Source organism: Kitasatospora sp. NPDC002551 (assembly GCF_040296005.1).
Lineage (GTDB): Bacteria > Actinomycetota > Actinomycetes > Streptomycetales > Streptomycetaceae > Kitasatospora.
This window is the reverse complement of record NZ_JBEOWI010000019.1, coordinates 14,151-30,394: the sequence shown is the minus strand read 5'-3', so window position 1 is coordinate 30,394 and position 16,244 is coordinate 14,151. Positions and strand designations below refer to the sequence as shown.

Genomic DNA, 16,244 nt, shown 5'->3' with positions numbered 1-16,244 from the left:
CCGAAGTCCTGAACGGTCCCGCCCGGAGTGCTGGAACCGTCCGGGCCGGTGGCGCCCGGATGTCTCGGTCGCAGGATCGGATTGTCCCCTGATCGGGTGAGGTGTGCGGGCGGCGGGCCCGCGCCGCTCCCGCAATGCCCGGAATCGCCGGTGCGGACCCCTAATGTGCTGGCGCGGAACCGTGCGGGCGCGACCCTGCGCCGCGCGGACCAGGTCGGCCGAGGGCATGGGAGCAGCCAGCGATGATCCAGATCACCGGACTGACCAAGGTCTACCGCCGGGGTGTTCCGCCGGCGGTCCTGGATCTGACCTTCGAGGCCCGCCCGGGCACGGTGACGGCGCTGCTCGGCCCCGAGGGAGCGGGCAAGACCACCGCGCTGCGGCTGATGCTGGAGCTCGAACGGGGCCGGGGCGTCACGCTCTTCGCCGGCCGTACCTACCGACGGCTGCGCCGGCCCGAGCGCGAGGTCGGCGTGGTCCTCGCCGGAGCGGGCGGCGCGCCGGGGGCGGCGGAGGCCGTCGGGCACCCCGACCGGAAGGCCCGGGGGCACCTCAGGATGCTGGCCGCGGCCGTCGGCGTGCCGGCCTCCCGGGCCGACGAACTCCTGGAGCAGATCCGGCTCGCGGCCGTCGCCGACCAGCGCCTGCGCACCTTCTCGCCGGGCATGCACCGGCGGCTGGCCCTCGCCGCCGCGCTGCTCGGCGAGCCCGGCACGCTGCTGCTGGACGCGCCCACCGAGGGCCTCTCCCCGCGCAACGTGGAGTGGTTCCACTCCTTCCTGCGCTCCTTCGGCGCCGCCGGGGGCACGGTGCTGGTCACCACCCGCACGCCGCAGGAGGCCGCCCGGCTCGCCGACCGGGTGATCACCCTGGACGAGGGCCGGATGGCGGCCGACCAGCCGGTGGCGGAGTTCCGGCGCACCCGGCTCAGCCCCGAGGTCGCCGTCCGGGGGCCGCAGATGGCCCGGCTCGCCGACCTGCTGGCGGGCTGCGGCGCGCAGGTCCGCAGGGACGGCGGGGCGGGGCTCGCGGTGGCCGGGATCGGACGGACCGAGATCGGCGAGCTCGCCTACCGGCACGGCATCCTGCTGCACGAACTCGCCGACCGGGTGGCCGAGCAGCCCGCTCCCCGGGCCGCCCTGCCGGCCGGCTCCGGCCGCTCGGGGCACCTGCAGGTGCAGGCCGGGCCCGAACCGGCCCGCCCGCCGAAGACCCGGGCGGCGGGCGCCGGCGCGAAGGAGCGGGCGAAGGAGCGGGAGCCGGCGCTGCCGGTGGCCGCGGCGGCCCGGACGGCCGAGCAGGGGAAGACGGAGCCCGGCAGCGCCGCGGCGGCCCCGTCGGCCGCCGCCGAGCGGGAGCGGGACCCCGGGCCCACCCTCGCCCTTCCGGTCGCGGCCACGGCCGGGTTCTCCGCCGCGACCGCGCTGTCCGCGCTCACCGCCCGCAGCGGGATCCGGGCCGTCCCCCGGCGCCCGGCCGCGGGGCGGCGCGGGGCCGGGGACGGCCGGCGGCGCGAGGAGGAGGCCTCACCGACCGTCGCCGTGGACCGGCTCTTCCGGGAGGGGCTGACCGGCCTCGCCCGCTCGGCGGACGGCCACCCGGGCCAGAGCCGCCAGAGCGGCCAGACCAGCCAGACCGGTCGGAGCGGCCGGGCCGCGGACCTGAGAACGGACGACACCGTCCGCCTGGGCCGGGTCGCACCCCCCTCCGCCGCGCACCCGCCCACCGAGCCCGCCGGTCCGGCGGGGCCGGACCGGGGCGGCGTGGTTGTTCCCGTGACCTCCGACCTTGGGAGCGAGTGACCGTGCGAGTTCTGGCCTACGAGCTGCGCCGGGTGCGCGGCCTGCGTTCGACCTGGCTGCTGCTCGGCCTGGTGCTGCTCTGCGACGCCGCGGTCGCCGGCGTGCTGGCGGGGCAGACGGCCGACGGCGACCTCGGCGGCGCCGCGGCGGTGCGGCTGCTGACCGCGGCGGTGCCGCTGGTGCCGCTGCCGTTCGCGGCGCTGGGGGCCGGGGTGCTGGGCGCGCTGTCGTACGGGCACGAGGTGCGGCACCCGGGGCTGGCGGCCTCGCAGGTGGGCTATCCGCGCCGGGTGGGGCTGCTGGCGGCCAAGCTGCTGGTGACCGGCGCGCTCGCGGCGCCGCTGGCCGTCGCGACGCTGCTGGTCGACGCGGTGGCCGTGCACCTGGCGCTGCCGGCCGGGGTGGCGGTCACGGCCTGGTCGGACCCGGCCGCGCTGTCCGGGCGGGTCGCGCAGGCGCTGGACGCGGCCGGTCTCGGCGCCCCCGGCGAACTGCCGGGGGCGCTGGCGCCGCTGGCCCTGGGGGCCGGGCACGGGGCGCCGGCCGCGCTGGCGGCGTTCGTCCTGCTGGTGGTCGTGGCGGGCTGGACCGGGGTGCTGACCGCCGCGCTGACCCGCAGCGCGGTCGCCGGGGTCCTGCTGCTCTGCGCCCTGCCGCCGCTGCTGGAGTCCGGGGTGGCGCTGCTGCTGCGGCAGACCGGGACGGCCTGGCCCGCCCGGGCGGCGGAGCTGCTGCCGTTCCAGTCCGGGATCGAGTGGGCGTACGGATGGGTGTACGGCGGGGACCGCCGGGTTGCGGCCGGCGGTCCGGCGCTGACCGATCCGGTGCTGCTGGCCGCGGTGGCGGCTCCGGCGTTCGCGTTGCTGCTGGTCACCCTGCTGGTGCAGGTCAGGCGCCGGTCGCTGTGAGCCGCCGCCCGGCGGGGGCGGTTCGTCAAGATCGACCAAGGGTGACCGGAATGCGCCCTTCGCCCTGATAAGAAGTCAATTATCCAGTCACGGTCGATCACCCTTTCGTGTGCTTTTCACGAGAATTCTCAAGCTGTGCCCGCCGATCGCCGACAAAGGACCTGTGAACACCCTTGCGCACCCCACCATGACCCCCGCCCGTTCCGCCGACGGGGCCATCCCCGGCCCCGCCGACCTGGACCGCTTCTCCTACGACCGGCCCACCCCGCCGGCGCCCCGCTGGGAGGGTGCCGAGTCGGACCTCGCCCGGGTCGGCCGCAAGACCACTAGCAGCCGTGGCCGCGGCCTGCACGGCCAGCTCGTCCAGCAGCTCGGCCAGATGATCGTCTCCGGCGACCTCGGCGCCGACCGGCCGCTCGTCCCCGAGGAGATCGGCCAGCGGTTCGAGGTCTCCCGCACCGTCGTCCGCGAGTCGCTGCGGGTGCTGGAGGCCAAGGGCCTGGTCAGCGCCCGCCCCAACGTCGGCACCCGGGTCCGCCCGGTCAGCGACTGGAACCTGCTCGACCCGGACATCATCGAGTGGCGCGCCTTCGGTCCGCAGCGCGACGAACAGCGCCGGGAGCTGTTCGAACTCCGCTGGGCGATCGAGCCGCTGGCCTCCCGGCTCGCCGCCGGCCACGGCCGCGAGGACGTCCAGCAGCGGCTGGCCGAGCTGGTCGAGATCATGGGGCACGCCTGCGCCCAGGCGGACCTCGCCACCTACGCCCGGGCCGACGCCGAGCTGCACGGCCTCGTCCTGCAGCTGGCGGGCAACCGGATGCTGGAGCACCTCTCCGGGATCGTCGCCTGCGCGCTCCAGGTGTCCGGCGGTCCGGCCACCTCCTGCGAGCGGCCCTCGGAGTCCTCGGTCGGCCTGCACGCCCGGCTGGTCGACGCGCTCGGCGCCGGCGACGGCACCGCCGCCGAGAGCGCGATGCGCTCGCTGCTCACCGTCCACCCCGAGATGGAGCCCTCCGTCCCGGCGCCCCGGGAGCACTGAGCGGACCGTTCGGCGACCGGGTGCCGCCACTGCGCCCCGCGACCCGTCCACGGACCGCCCCCGCCATGATCCGTCCGACCGCGACCGTCCCGCGGCCTTCCGCCGCCCCCTCCGCGACCCTGGCCCTCCGGCTGCCGCCACGGTGCAGCCGGGGGGCCTCCGCGCGTCCGCCCGGCGGACCGGGGCGGGCGGAACCGGAGCCGGAGACGGACCGGAGCCGGACCGGAGCCGGACCCTGATGGCGTGTCCATGATGAGTGGCTTCGGCGCGCGTGGGGGATGATGGAAGTCGGCCCCGGGCCGCGGCCGCCGTCCGGTGTGACCCGCGACACGAAGGCCATGCGTAACACTTGACGAGTAGCAGCGATGTGTCCTGAGCGGAAGCAGCTCCGGAATACCCCAACATGTCAGAATGCTGTGTTGGTCCGCGGCGCTGCTGCCGTCCTGCAAACCCAGTCCTCAAGCCCGAGTCGGTCGGAATCGACACCGCGTGCCCGACGCGCGATCTCCTTCCCCGCCCGCTCGGGCGGCCGGTACGGGTTCGAGTCCACTCATCGTCCGAGAGGTTGTTCGTGTCGGCCAGCACATCCCGTTCGCTTCCCCCCGAGATCGCCGAGTCCGCGGCTCTGCTGGCGCTCATCGAGCGGGGCAAGGCCCAGGGGCAGATCGCCGGTGACGACGTGCGCCAGGCGTTCGAGGCGGACCAGATCCCGGTCACCAAGTGGAAGAACGTCATGCGCAGCCTCAACCAGGTGCTGATTGAGGAGGGGGTGGACCTCATGGTCAGCGCGGCCGAACCGGCCGGCGCCAAGCGCAAGAGCGTTGCTGCCAAGAGCCCCGCCAAGCGCACGGCGACCAAGGCGGTCACCACCCGGACCCCGGCCGCCCCGTCGGCCCCGACCAAGCCGCCCGTGCGCATCGCGCCCGGTGCGACCATCTCCACCCCGGCGGTCGCGGCCGCCGCCGCGCCGGTCAGCACGGTGTCCGCCGAGATCACCGCGGAGGCGACGGCCGCGTCCGGCGCCGAGGTGAAGGCGGCCCCGGCGAAGAAGGCCGCGCCGGCCAAGAAGGCCGCCGCCAAGAAGACCACGGCGCCGGCCAAGAAGACCGCCGCCAAGAAGACCACCGCCGCCAAGACGGGCAAGGGCGACGAGGAGCTGCTCGGCGAGGAGGAGCTGCTGGAGGAGGTGGCCCTGCCGGGCGACAAGCCCGGTACCGAGGGCGACGCCCCGGAGGAGGAGTCGGAGGGCTTCGTCCTCTCCGACGACGACGAGGACGACGCGCCGGCCCAGCAGGTGGCCGTCGCCGGTGCCACCGCCGACCCGGTCAAGGACTACCTGAAGCAGATCGGCAAGGTCCCGCTGCTCAACGCCGAGCAGGAGGTCGAGCTCGCCAAGCGGATCGAGGCCGGCCTGTTCGCCGAGGACAAGCTCTCGGCCGCCGACAAGCTCGCCCCCAAGCTCAAGCGCGAGCTGGAGATCATCGCCGAGGACGGCCGCCGCGCCAAGAACCACCTGCTGGAGGCCAACCTCCGCCTGGTCGTCTCGCTGGCCAAGCGCTACACCGGCCGCGGCATGCTCTTCCTGGACCTCATCCAGGAGGGCAACCTCGGTCTGATCCGTGCGGTCGAGAAGTTCGACTACACCAAGGGCTACAAGTTCTCCACCTACGCGACCTGGTGGATCCGCCAGGCGATCACCCGCGCGATGGCCGACCAGGCCCGCACCATCCGTATCCCGGTGCACATGGTCGAGGTCATCAACAAGCTGGCCCGCGTCCAGCGCCAGATGCTCCAGGACCTGGGCCGCGAGCCCACCCCGGAGGAGCTGGCCAAGGAACTCGACATGACCCCCGAGAAGGTCATCGAGGTCCAGAAGTACGGCCGCGAGCCCATCTCGCTGCACACCCCGCTGGGCGAGGACGGCGACAGCGAGTTCGGTGACCTCATCGAGGACTCCGAGGCGGTCGTCCCGGCCGACGCGGTCTCCTTCACCCTGCTCCAGGAGCAGCTGCACTCGGTGCTGGACACCCTGTCCGAGCGCGAGGCGGGCGTGGTCTCGATGCGCTTCGGCCTGACCGACGGTCAGCCGAAGACGCTGGACGAGATCGGCAAGGTGTACGGGGTCACCCGTGAGCGCATCCGCCAGATCGAGTCGAAGACCATGTCCAAGCTGCGGCACCCGTCGCGCTCCCAGGTGCTGCGCGACTACCTGGACTGATCCACCGGATCACCGGATCACCGGTACCGCTCCTCGGTACCGACCGGAAGGCCCGGAGCCCCGTGCTCCGGGCCTTCCGGCCGTTCGGGGCCGGTGGGCGTCAGCGTCCGGGTGGCCGTTGTCCCTCGTCCGGGTGGCGGCGCGGCGGTGAGCGGTCGCGGACCGTAGCCGGTCACCTACGCTGTGCCGGTTGCCTGCTGCCGAGCCACCTGGAGACACGGTGTCGCCCACCCCGGACCGTCCGGACCGCGCCGACCTGCCGACCGCCGCGCCCGCCGTCGCCGCATCCGCCGCACCGGGCGCCGCGCGGGTGTCCCGGCGGCGCCGGACCGCCGCGCTGGCGCTGCTGGCCGCGCTGCCCGCGCCGCTGCTCGCCCTCGGCCCGGCGGCCCCGGCCGCCCAGGCCCGGCCGCAGGGCCGGATCGTCGGCGGGGGGACGGTGAGCACCGGCGACCACCCCTGGATGGTCGCGCTCGGCAGCCGCCAGCAGTTCGGCTCCGCCCGCTCGGGCCAGTTCTGCGGGGGAGCGCTGGTCACCCCGACCAAGGTGGTCACCGCGGCGCACTGCTTCTACGACGAGTCCACCGGGCACCAGGTGGACCGGCCGGGCCTGCGGGTGGTGGTCGGCCGGGACGACCTGCGCGGCTCGGCCGGCCGTGAGGTGACGGTGCGCGACGTCTGGGTCCACCCCGACTACTCCTTCGCCACCAACATGAACGACGTGGCGGTGGTCACCCTCACCGAGTCCCAGGGGAGCCGGCCGGTGATCGGCCTGGTCGGCCAGGGTGAGACGGAGCCCTACCGGCCGGGGAACCGGGCGCAGGTGTACGGCTGGGGGGACACCAGCGGCCGTGGCGACTACTCGCCCGAGCTGCGCAGCGTGAACGTGCCGATCATCCCCGACCAGGCCTGCGCCCAGGCCTACCCGGGCGGGCCGGACGGGCGCTTCGACGCCAGGGGCATGGTGTGCGCGGGCGAGCAGCAGGGCGGCAAGGACGCCTGCCAGGGGGACAGCGGCGGTCCGCTGGTGGTCGCCGGCCGGCTCGCCGGGCTGGTCTCCTGGGGGACGGGCTGCGCCGAGGCCGACCACCCGGGCGTCTACACCCGGATCGCCTCGGTCACCGACGCGGTGCGCGCCGTTCTGTAACCGCGCGGGCACCCGGTGTTGACCGTTCGGGCCGCGCTCCGGGGCTGCGGCCGGAGGGGCGGGCGGAGCCGGCCCGGGAACGACGAAGCCGGGCGACCGGCCCCCGCAGGGGCGGTCACCCGGCTCACCCGGTCACGCGCGGTGCGTGGCCGGACACGCAGCTCGACGCTGGTTGCCGGTGGGCGCTGGATCAGCGCTCGTCGTCGGAGGCCGTGGCGGTCGTGGTACCCAGGCGGCCGCTCTCGTCCTGTATCTCCACGGCGATCTTCTTGAGCTCGGGCTCGAACTTCCGGCCGTGGTGGGCGCAGAAGAGCAGCTCTCCGCCGCTGGCGAGTACGACGCGCAGGTAGGCCTGGGCGCCGCAGCGGTCGCAGCGGTCAGCCGCGGTGAGCGGGCTCGCAGGTGTCAGAACAGTAGTCACGTCGCCTCTTCTCTAGCTCGACGAGCTGTCGTACCAGGGTCAACATCCAACCAGGCCGAAAACGTTCCCGCTCGTGGCTTTTCTTCTCTGAGGATTCTGCTGTGTTGATGAGGACGTGCCCCGGGGGCCGGTGGTTCATGCGTACCGAATCCCAGGATCCGCCCGTCGCTCGAACGCCCGATCGGAACCGGATGCTGGAGTCCGCGTAGCATAATCCTCTGCTGGGTTGGAGCATAAGCCCCGTCCCGGGCCCCGGTAGCCTGCATAACGGCAGTTCCGGAGCCCGCACCCGGTCCCACGGTCCGCCAGGAGCGGTGGTACCGGGAGGAGATGGAGCCCCGGCGTCCCGAATCCGGCACGGCCCTTGTTCGCGCAGCGCGTACAAGCTGCGCGGGACCGGTCCGCCGTGCTGTGCACCCAGCGGAGGGGTGCGCACACGCAGGGGAACGGCTGTCGGTGCGGTGTGCTGCACTGGCGGGCGGTCCGGGCACGCCCGGATGTGACCGATGAGACAGAACTTGACCGAGGAGAGTGCCGCGTGAGTGCCGAAACGACCGTGCCGTCCGCTCTGCTGGCCGGCGACGACGGTTCCAACTACACCGCTCGGCACCTGCTCGTCCTGGAGGGCCTGGAGGCGGTCCGCAAGCGCCCCGGCATGTACATCGGCTCGACCGACAGCCGGGGTCTCATGCACTGCCTCTGGGAGATCATCGACAACTCCGTCGACGAGGCGCTGGGCGGCTACTGCGACCGGATCGAGGTCGTGCTGCACGACGACGCCTCGGTCGAGGTCCGCGACAACGGGCGCGGCATCCCGGTGGACGTCGAGCCGAAGACCGGGCTGTCGGGCGTCGAGGTCGTGATGACCAAGCTGCACGCCGGCGGCAAGTTCGGCGGCGGTTCCTACGCGGCCTCCGGCGGCCTGCACGGCGTCGGCGCCTCCGTGGTCAACGCGCTCTCCGCCCGCCTGGACGTCGAGGTCGACCGCGGCGGCCACACCCACGCGATCAGCTTCCGCCGCGGCACCCCCGGCATCTTCACCGAGACCAGCCCGGACGCCCCCTTCGAGCCGGCCAACGGCCTGACGAAGGCCCGCAAGGTGCCCAAGACCCGCACCGGAACCCGGATCCGCTACTGGGCCGACCGGCAGATCTTCCTCAAGGACGCCCGGCTCTCCCTGGAGAACCTGCACAGCCGGGCCCGGCAGACCGCCTTCCTGGTGCCCGGCCTGACCATCGTCGTGCGTGACGAGCGTCTCACCGAGAGCGACCAGGTCGAGGAGAGCACCTTCCACTACGACGGCGGCATCGCCGAGTTCTGCGAGTTCCTGGCGCCCGACAAGCCGATCTGCGACGTGCTGCGGCTGCACGGCGAGGGCACCTTCAAGGAGACCGTGCCCGTCCTGGACGACCTCGGGCACATGACGCCCACCGAGGTCACCCGGCAGCTCGGGGTGGACATCGCGCTGCGCTGGGGCACCGGCTACGACACCACGCTGCGCTCCTTCGTCAACATCATCGCCACCCCCAAGGGCGGCACCCACGTCACCGGCTTCGAGCGCTCGCTGGCCAAGACGGTCAACGAGGTGCTGCGCGCGAGCAAGCTGCTGCGCGTCGCCGAGGACGACATCACCAAGGACGACGCCACCGAGGGCCTCACCGCCGTGGTCACCGTCCGGCTCGCCGAGCCGCAGTTCGAGGGCCAGACCAAGGAGGTGCTCGGCACCTCGGCGGCCAACCGGATCGTCGCGGCCGTCGTCGCCAAGGAGCTCAAGGCCTTCCTCACCTCCGCCAAGAAGGACGAGAAGCTCCAGGCCCGGTCGGTGCTGGAGAAGGTCGTGGCCGCCGCCCGCACCCGGGTCGCCGCCCGCCAGCACAAGGAGGCCCAGCGCCGGAAGACCGCGCTGGAGACCAGCTCGCTGCCGGCCAAGCTGGCCGACTGCCGCAGCGACGACGTCGACCGCAGCGAACTGTTCATCGTCGAGGGCGACTCCGCGCTCGGCACCGCCAAGCTGGCCCGCAACTCCGAGTTCCAGGCGCTGCTCCCGATCCGCGGCAAGATCCTCAACGTGCAGAAGGCGTCCGTGAGCGACATGCTCAAGAACGCCGAGTGCGCGGCGATCATCCAGGTGATAGGGGCCGGTTCGGGCCGCACCTTCGACATCGACCAGGCCCGCTACGGCCGGGTCATCTTCATGGCCGACGCCGACGTCGACGGCTCGCACATCCGCTGCCTGCTGCTGACGCTGTTTCAGCGCTACATGCGGCCCATGGTCGAGCAGGGCCGGGTCTTCGCGGCGGTGCCGCCGCTGCACCGGATCGAGCTCACCAACCCCAAGCGCGGGCAGGAGAAGTACCACTACACCTACTCGGACGCCGAGCTGCGCTCCACCCTGCTGGAGTTCCAGCGCAAGGGCCTGCGCTGGAAGGACCCGATCCAGCGGTACAAGGGCCTGGGCGAGATGGACGCCGACCAGCTGGCGGAGACCACCATGGACCCGCGCCACCGCACGCTGCGCCGGATCAACCTGGGCGACCTGGAGCAGGCCGAGAAGGTCTTCGACCTGCTGATGGGCAACGACGTGGCGCCGCGCAAGGAGTTCATCGTGGACTCGGCGGCCACCCTGGACCGCTCGCGCATCGACGCCTGAGCCGGCCGGGCGGCACGTGGCCCTCCACCCACGGGTGGAGGGCCCCGTGCCGCAGGTTCCACCGGCGGTCCACCCCGGAGCCGATCAGCCCGGGGCGGTGGATCCGTAGCGTCGAAGAGGTCGGCCCGAACCTCTTCCCGGACGGAGAAGCCCCATGTCTGCCCAGGTCAACGCCGCCCTGGTGGTCGCGGTGACGGTGCTGGTGCTCCAGCGCCAGCTGCGCCCCCGGCGCCTGGACACCGAACGCCGCTTCTGGGTGCTGCCGCTGGTCCTCGGCGCGGTCGCGCTGCGCGACCCGCAGCTGCTCGACCGCCGGGACACCGCCTGGTCCGTGGTCCTGGTCGGCGGCGGGCTGCTGACGGTGCTCGCGGCGGGCTCCGTCTGGGGCTGGACCGTGCGGATCTGGCGGGAGGCGGACGGGACGCTCTGGGTCCGGGGCACCAGGGCGACGCTGGCCGCCTGGGGCGGGCTGGTCGCGATCCGGTTCGGCCTGTTCGGGCTCGGCGCCGCCCTGCACGTGCGCCAGTCGGGCAGCGCGCTGCTGCTCGGCCTGGCGGTCCTGCTGCTGGTCCGCACCCTCGTGGTGAACCGGAGGGCGCGCACGCTGGAACCACCGGTGCGGGCCGCCGTACCGTGCTGACCGCCGGAGCTCACCAGGAGGAACGCTTGGCCGGGTGGTACTGGACCCGCTGGCCGTCCCGCGAGGGGCTGCGGTACGACGCCGAGAGCCGGCCCCGGCGGATCCTCACCGTCCTCGGCCGGCTCGTCGTGCTGGTCAGCGTCTGCTGGGGGACGCTCACCGGCGGCAGGTACGCCGGCTGGGCGGTCCTGGTCGTGGTGGCCGGGCTGGGCGCGGCGGTCGCCCTCGCCGCCGGCTACCTGCACGCCAGCTGGGAGCAGTGGGCGGCTCCCGCGTACGCGCTGGCCGCCGGGGTGTTCGCGGCCGCCTGGCTGGCCAACTGGGGGCAGGCCCTCCTGCTGGCCGACGTGCTCTGGTACGGGCTCGCGGTGACCGCGGTGATCCGGTTGCCGCCCGGGCCCGCGCTGCTCGCGGCCGGTGCCTCGCTCGGCTCGTACGCCGCGGTGAGCACGGCGAGCCGGCTGAGCGTCATGGCGACCGTCGGCGGTCTGCTGCTGCTCGGCTACCTGTTGCGGCTGGACATCGAGGCGCGCGGAACCGCGCGCCGGCTGCTCGACCAGGAGCGGGCCGCCCGGGCCGCCGAGGCGGAGAGCGCCGCGCTCGCCGAACGGGCCAGGATCGCCCGGGAGATCCACGACGTGCTGGCGCACAGCCTCTCCGCCCAGCTGGTCCACCTGGAGGCGGCCCGGCTGATGCTGGACTCCGGCACCGAGCGGGAGCGGATCCGCGAGCGGGTGGTGGCCGCCCGCCGGATGGCGCAGGACGGGCTGGCCGAGACCCGGCAGGCGCTCTCCGCGCTGCGCGGCGAGTTCACCCCGGTCGGCGAGTACCTGGTGGAGCTGACCGGGCGGGAGCGCGCGGCGTTCGGCGTGGTCGGGACGCCGCGTCCGCTGGCCGCCGAGGCGGGGCTCGCCGTCCGGCGCACGGCGCAGGAAGCGCTGACCAACGTGCGTAAACACGCCCCCGGCGCGCGATGCACGGTGGAGCTGCGCTATCGGGCGGACGACGTGGAGCTGGAGGTGCGGGACCGGCGCGCGGGACGGGCCGAGGCGCCCGGCGGTCTGGCGGCCAGCGGTGGCGGGTACGGTCTGCTCGGGATGCGCGAACGCGCGGAACTGCTCGGCGGCACCCTGCTGGCGGGCCCCCACGAGGGAGGATGGCGCGTGCTGCTGCGGGTGCCGGCATGACGGGGCCGGCGGTCACCAGGGTGCTGGTCGCGGACGACCAGACGGTGGTCCGCGAGGGCATCGTGATGCTGCTCGGGCTGCTGCCCGGGATCGAGGTGGTCGGCTCGGCGGCGGACGGCGAGGAGGCCGTGGCACTGGTCGCCCGGCACCGGCCGGACGTGGTGCTGATGGACCTGCGGATGCCGCGCTGCGACGGGGTGGAGGCGACCCGGCGGATCCGCGCCGGGCACCCGGGCACCGAGGTCGTGGTGCTCACCACCTACGCCGACGACGACTCGCTGTTCCCGGCGCTGCGGGCCGGGGCGCGCGGCTACCTCACCAAGGACGCGGGCGGCGAGGAGATCGCCCGGGCGGTCGCGGACGTCCGGTCGGGGGCGGCCGGGCTCTCGCCGCAGGTGCAGCTGAGGCTGCTGGAGCGGCTGGCGGGGGACGCCCCGGCCGGGGCCGCCGAGCTTCCGCCCGGGCTGACCGCGCGGGAGGCGGAGGTGCTGGGGCTGATCGCGCAGGGGCTGTCCAACACCGAGATCGCCCGGCGGCTGTACGTCAGCCCGGCCACCGTGAAGACCCACATCAACAACCTGTTCGCCAAGACCGGCGCGCGGGACCGGGCGCAAGCGGTCGCGTACGCCTTCCGACACGGAATCACCGGGTCCGCGCAGTAGTCGGATGAGTGTCTGTCGGATCATCGATCACCTCATCGAGTGAACGTATCTGCGTTGGGAGTTTGGGGAGTTCGGGCGCCCCCATGATGGGTCGCATCACAGACCCCCCGGCCCAGGAGCAGCCGTGCCACAACAGCAGACGAGAAACCCCGAGCCGGGAGGGCGACTGGACTGGTGGGCGCCGGAACCGGTGCCCGCGCAGGCCTTCGGGACGGCGCCGGACTTCGGGCCGGCGGCGGGGGCCGGGACCGCACCGGCGTCCGGGTACGCGTCGGCCTCCGAGCGCGTGCCGGAGGCCGGGTACGTGCCGGTGTCCGAGTACGCGCCGGTGTCCGAGTACCTGCCGGAGGCCGGGTTCGCCCCGGCGTCCGAGTACCTTCCGTCCGGCCACCTTCCGTCCGGTTACCTTCCGTCCGACTACCTGCCGTCGGACTACCAGCCGGAGGCCGCTCCCGCGGTCGACAGCACCGAGGTGTACCGGGCCGTGCAGCGCAGCGCGGCCTTCCAGCGGATCCGCCACAGCTACCGGACCTTCGTCTTCCCGGTCAGCGGCGTCTTCCTCGGCTGGTACCTGCTCTACGTCGCCGCCCAGGCGGCGGCCCCCGAGCTGATGCGCCGACCGGTCGCCGGCCCGGTCAACGTCGCCTGGCTGCTCGGCCTGCTGCAGTTCGCCAGCACCTTCCTGCTGGCCTGGCTGTACGCCCGCAACGCCCGCACCAAGCGCGACCGGGCCGCCCTGTCGCTGCGCTGGGACACCCAGGACCAGCTGCGATGAGGGCCGCCACCCCGCCCCCCGTCGCCCCCACCGGGGACCATCACGGCCTGGCCGTGGTGCTCTTCGCCGTCGTCGTCCTGGTCACCCTGGCGATCACCTTCTGGGCCGGCCGCCGCGGCGGCGCCGCCGAGGACTTCTACGCCGGAGGCCGCGACTTCACTCCGCTGCAGAACGGGTTCGCGCTCTCCGGCGACTACCTCTCCGCCGCCTCCTTCCTCGGCGTCGCCGGGCTGATCGCGCTGTACGGGTACGACGGCGTGCTCTACAGCATCGGCTTCCTGGTCGCCTGGCTGGTGGTGCTGATGCTGGTGGCCGAGCTGGTCCGCAACGCCGGCCGGTACACCCTGGCCGACGTGCTGGCGCTGCGGTTGCGCCGGCGCAAGGTCCGGGCGGCGGCCGGCGGCGCCAGCGTGGTCGTCACGCTCTTCTACCTGGTCGCCCAGATGGTCGGCGCGGGCAGCCTGGTCGCCCTGCTGCTCGGCACCAACAGCGCCCAGGCCCGGACCTGGAGCATCGTGGCGGTGGGCGGTCTGATGATCGTCTACGTGACGATCGGCGGGATGCGGGCCACCACCTGGATCCAGATCGTCAAGGCGTTCCTGCTGGTCGCCGGTTCGGTGGTGCTGACCGTGCTGCTGGCGGTCCGCTTCCACGGGGACGTCGGCGAGCTGATGCGGCAGGCGGCCCAGCACAGCGGCGCCGGGCAGCGCTACCTGGAGCCCGGCCTGAAGTACGGCAAGAGCTTCACCAGCCGACTGGACTTCTTCAGCCTGGGCCTGGCCCTGGTGCTGGGTACCGCCGGTCTGCCGCACATCCTGTCCCGCTTCTACACCGTGCCCACCGCGCGGGCCGCCCGCCGTTCGACGATGTGGGCGATCGGACTGGTCGGCGGCTTCTACCTGATGGCCATCGCGCTGGGCCTCGGGGCCACCGCGCTGATCGGTTCGGCCGAGGTCCGGCAGGCCAACTCGGCGGGCAACACCGCCGTTCCGCTGCTGGCCCTGGTGCTCGGCGGCGGCAACGGCTCCACCGGCGGGGTGGTGCTGTTCGCGCTGATCTCGGCGATCGCCTTCGCCACCATCCTCGCCGTGGTCGCCGGGCTCACCCTGGCCTCCTCGGCGGCGTTCGCCCACGACATCTGGGCGGGCGCCTGGCGGGGCCGGCCGCGCGGCGGCAGGGCCGCGCGCGAGGGCCGCGGCCTGCGCGGGCGGCGGGCCGCGGTGCCGGCCTCCCGGCGGGCGGGCAGCGAGCCGGACGCCCGGGCCGCCGGCGAAGCCGGTCCGGGGCCCGAGCCCGGGGCGGACAGCGCGCCGGCCGTCGCCGAGCGCGACGAGGTGCTGGTGGCGCGGATCGCGGCGGTCGGGATCGGCGCGGTGGCGATCGTGCTCAGCCTCTTCGCCCAGCAGCTGAACGTCGCCTTCCTGGTCGGCCTGGCCTTCGCCGTCGCCGCCTCGGCCAACCTGCCGGTACTGCTCTACAGCCTGTTCTGGCGGCGGTTCACCGCCCGCGGCGCGGTCTGGTCGGTGTACGGCGGGCTCGTTCCGGCGGTGGTGCTGGTGACCTTCTCACCGGTGGTCTCCGGTACCAAGGTCGCGCTGTTCCCCGGGATGGACTTCCACTGGTTCCCGCTGGAGAACCCGGGCATCGTCTCCATCCCGCTGGGCTTCCTGGCCGGCTGGATCGGCACCCTCACCTCGCCCGAGCCGGCCGACCCGGACCGGTACGCCGAGCTGGAGGTCCGCTCGCTGACGGGGGCCGGGGCGGTCTGACCGCCCGCTCCGGGAAACGGACGACGAACGACCCCCGGCGGGCATCCCGCCGGGGGTCGTCGCACGTCACAGCTTCCCGTCACAGCTTCCCGTCACAGCTCCCGTCACAGCTCCCGGAGCGAGGTGACCTCCATCCGGGACGGGGTGCCCGCCGACTTGCCGCAACTCTCCGGACGGGGCGGCTCGCTGACACCCTCGACCACCCGCGCCTCCCAGCACCGGCCGTCCTCGTGCCGGACCTCGACCAGCCAGTGGCCCGCGCCGTCCGCCCGCTGGGTCACGGCGAGCGCGTCGGCCCTGGTCTCGCCGGTGGCCAGCCGCACCGCGTGATCGGCCGCCTGGCCCGGCCGGTCCCAGCCGGAGCAGCCGCGCGACCACTCCGGCACCATGTGGCCGGACGCCGTCGCCGCGAGCACCTCCTTGGCGGACTCCGCGGTCAGCCGGCCGTAGGCGTAGCCGAACGGCAGCACCAGCATGGTGGGGGAGAAGCGGTGGCCGCCCAGGTGGGTCACCTCCCACACCTCGCTGTGCCCGGCGGCGGCCAGTTCGGCCGCGAGCGGGCGGCCCAGCAGGGCGCAGCAGCGGTCCCGGCGGCCGTTGGTGCACACCAGGGCGACCGGGCCGCCGACGTGCGGCTCGCCGAGGCCGCCGTGGTCGCCGGCGCCCAGCGCCGCGAAGTCGAGGGCCAGCAGCTCCGCCGGGTCCGTCACCTCGCAGCGCCGCACCCACCCGCGGCCGGGGGCCGGCACGGTGTGCGCCACGATCACCTCGTGGCGGGCCGTCGGCAGGCAGTCCGCGTGCCGGCCGGGCCGGCGGATCAGCGCCACCCGGACCCCGGTGCCGGCGGCCGCGGCGTCCAGGGCGCGCCCGACCGCCGCGTCCAGATGGCTCTCGCCGAGCGCCTTCGCGCCCCACGGGCCGTTCTGCTCGACCAGCAGCCAGGTGCTCGCGGTCGCGGCGGTGGCGGCCAGCGGCTCCGACAGTTCACGCGACAGCGTCGCACAGGTGCTCACGCCGGTAAGGCTA

The 16,244-nt window shown here is 74.2% G+C and carries 13 protein-coding genes; 11 read left to right on the top strand and 2 right to left on the bottom strand.

The window, feature by feature from the left end; all coding sequences use genetic code 11:
• Positions 1-242 precede the first annotated feature (242 nt).
• From ABT093_RS18115 to ABT093_RS18095, 5 genes are all read left to right on the top strand, one after another.
• Entirely contained in the window at positions 243-1,802 is a 1,560-nt protein-coding gene (locus tag ABT093_RS18115) for an ATP-binding cassette domain-containing protein (RefSeq protein ID WP_350565318.1), read from the top strand.
• Between the two features lie 2 nt (positions 1,803-1,804).
• Positions 1,805-2,710 carry a hypothetical protein gene (locus ABT093_RS18110; RefSeq protein WP_350565316.1) on the top strand — a complete coding sequence of 302 codons (906 nt, stop codon included), beginning with the start codon at positions 1,805-1,807 and terminating at the stop codon, positions 2,708-2,710.
• A 109-nt stretch (positions 2,711-2,819) separates the two neighbouring features.
• Positions 2,820-3,749: a FadR/GntR family transcriptional regulator gene (locus tag ABT093_RS18105; RefSeq protein ID WP_350565315.1), complete on the top strand. Its 930-nt coding sequence runs from the start codon at positions 2,820-2,822 to the stop codon at positions 3,747-3,749.
• Between the two features lie 565 nt (positions 3,750-4,314).
• The gene (locus ABT093_RS18100; RefSeq protein WP_350565313.1) at positions 4,315-5,967 is read left to right on the top strand and encodes an RNA polymerase sigma factor; all 1,653 of its coding nucleotides are present in this window, start codon (positions 4,315-4,317) and stop codon (positions 5,965-5,967) included.
• A 220-nt stretch (positions 5,968-6,187) separates the two neighbouring features.
• On the top strand, positions 6,188-7,114 hold the full coding sequence (locus ABT093_RS18095) for a S1 family peptidase (RefSeq protein ID WP_350565311.1): 927 nt from the start codon (positions 6,188-6,190) through the stop codon (positions 7,112-7,114).
• Between the two features lie 190 nt (positions 7,115-7,304).
• Here ABT093_RS18095 and ABT093_RS18090 read toward each other — a convergent pair whose 3' ends face one another.
• Positions 7,305-7,535, bottom strand: a complete 231-nt coding sequence (locus tag ABT093_RS18090; RefSeq protein ID WP_350565309.1) for a DUF7455 domain-containing protein — start codon at positions 7,533-7,535, stop codon at positions 7,305-7,307.
• Between the two features lie 538 nt (positions 7,536-8,073).
• Here ABT093_RS18090 and ABT093_RS18085 point away from each other — a divergent pair.
• The 6 genes from ABT093_RS18085 (at position 8,074) to ABT093_RS18060 (ending at position 15,218) form a co-directional block, all read left to right on the top strand.
• Positions 8,074-10,185, top strand: coding sequence for a DNA gyrase/topoisomerase IV subunit B (locus tag ABT093_RS18085; RefSeq protein ID WP_350565308.1), 2,112 nt, complete (start codon positions 8,074-8,076; stop codon positions 10,183-10,185).
• A 154-nt stretch (positions 10,186-10,339) separates the two neighbouring features.
• Positions 10,340-10,825: a DUF1453 domain-containing protein gene (locus tag ABT093_RS18080; RefSeq protein WP_350565306.1), complete on the top strand. Its 486-nt coding sequence runs from the start codon at positions 10,340-10,342 to the stop codon at positions 10,823-10,825.
• A 26-nt stretch (positions 10,826-10,851) separates the two neighbouring features.
• On the top strand, positions 10,852-12,012 hold the full coding sequence (locus tag ABT093_RS18075) for a histidine kinase (RefSeq protein WP_350565304.1): 1,161 nt from the start codon (positions 10,852-10,854) through the stop codon (positions 12,010-12,012).
• Positions 12,009-12,674: a response regulator gene (locus tag ABT093_RS18070; RefSeq protein ID WP_350565302.1), complete on the top strand. Its 666-nt coding sequence runs from the start codon at positions 12,009-12,011 to the stop codon at positions 12,672-12,674. The genes ABT093_RS18075 and ABT093_RS18070 overlap by 4 nt, the downstream gene beginning before the upstream one ends.
• Positions 12,675-12,798: 124 nt before the next feature.
• Positions 12,799-13,449: a DUF485 domain-containing protein gene (locus ABT093_RS18065; RefSeq protein ID WP_350565300.1), complete on the top strand. Its 651-nt coding sequence runs from the start codon at positions 12,799-12,801 to the stop codon at positions 13,447-13,449.
• A complete protein-coding gene (locus ABT093_RS18060; RefSeq protein ID WP_350565298.1) occupies positions 13,446-15,218 on the top strand; it encodes a solute symporter family protein in 1,773 nt (590 codons plus the stop codon). The genes ABT093_RS18065 and ABT093_RS18060 overlap by 4 nt, the downstream gene beginning before the upstream one ends.
• 104 nt (positions 15,219-15,322) lie before the next feature.
• Here ABT093_RS18060 and ABT093_RS18055 read toward each other — a convergent pair whose 3' ends face one another.
• Positions 15,323-16,231, bottom strand: a complete 909-nt coding sequence (locus tag ABT093_RS18055; protein ID WP_350565296.1) for a ferredoxin family protein — start codon at positions 16,229-16,231, stop codon at positions 15,323-15,325.
• Between the last annotated feature and the right edge of the window lie 13 nt (positions 16,232-16,244).

Bases quoted from the DNA above. Each gene is read 5' to 3' on its own strand.
- ABT093_RS18115 (WP_350565318.1), top strand. From the start codon at position 243: ATGATCCAGATCACCGGACTGACCAAGGTCTACCGCCGGGGTGTTCCG.
- ABT093_RS18080 (WP_350565306.1), top strand. From the start codon at position 10,340: ATGTCTGCCCAGGTCAACGCCGCCCTGGTGGTCGCGGTGACGGTGCTG.
- ABT093_RS18070 (WP_350565302.1), top strand. From the start codon at position 12,009: ATGACGGGGCCGGCGGTCACCAGGGTGCTGGTCGCGGACGACCAGACG.
- ABT093_RS18060 (WP_350565298.1), top strand. From the start codon at position 13,446: ATGAGGGCCGCCACCCCGCCCCCCGTCGCCCCCACCGGGGACCATCAC.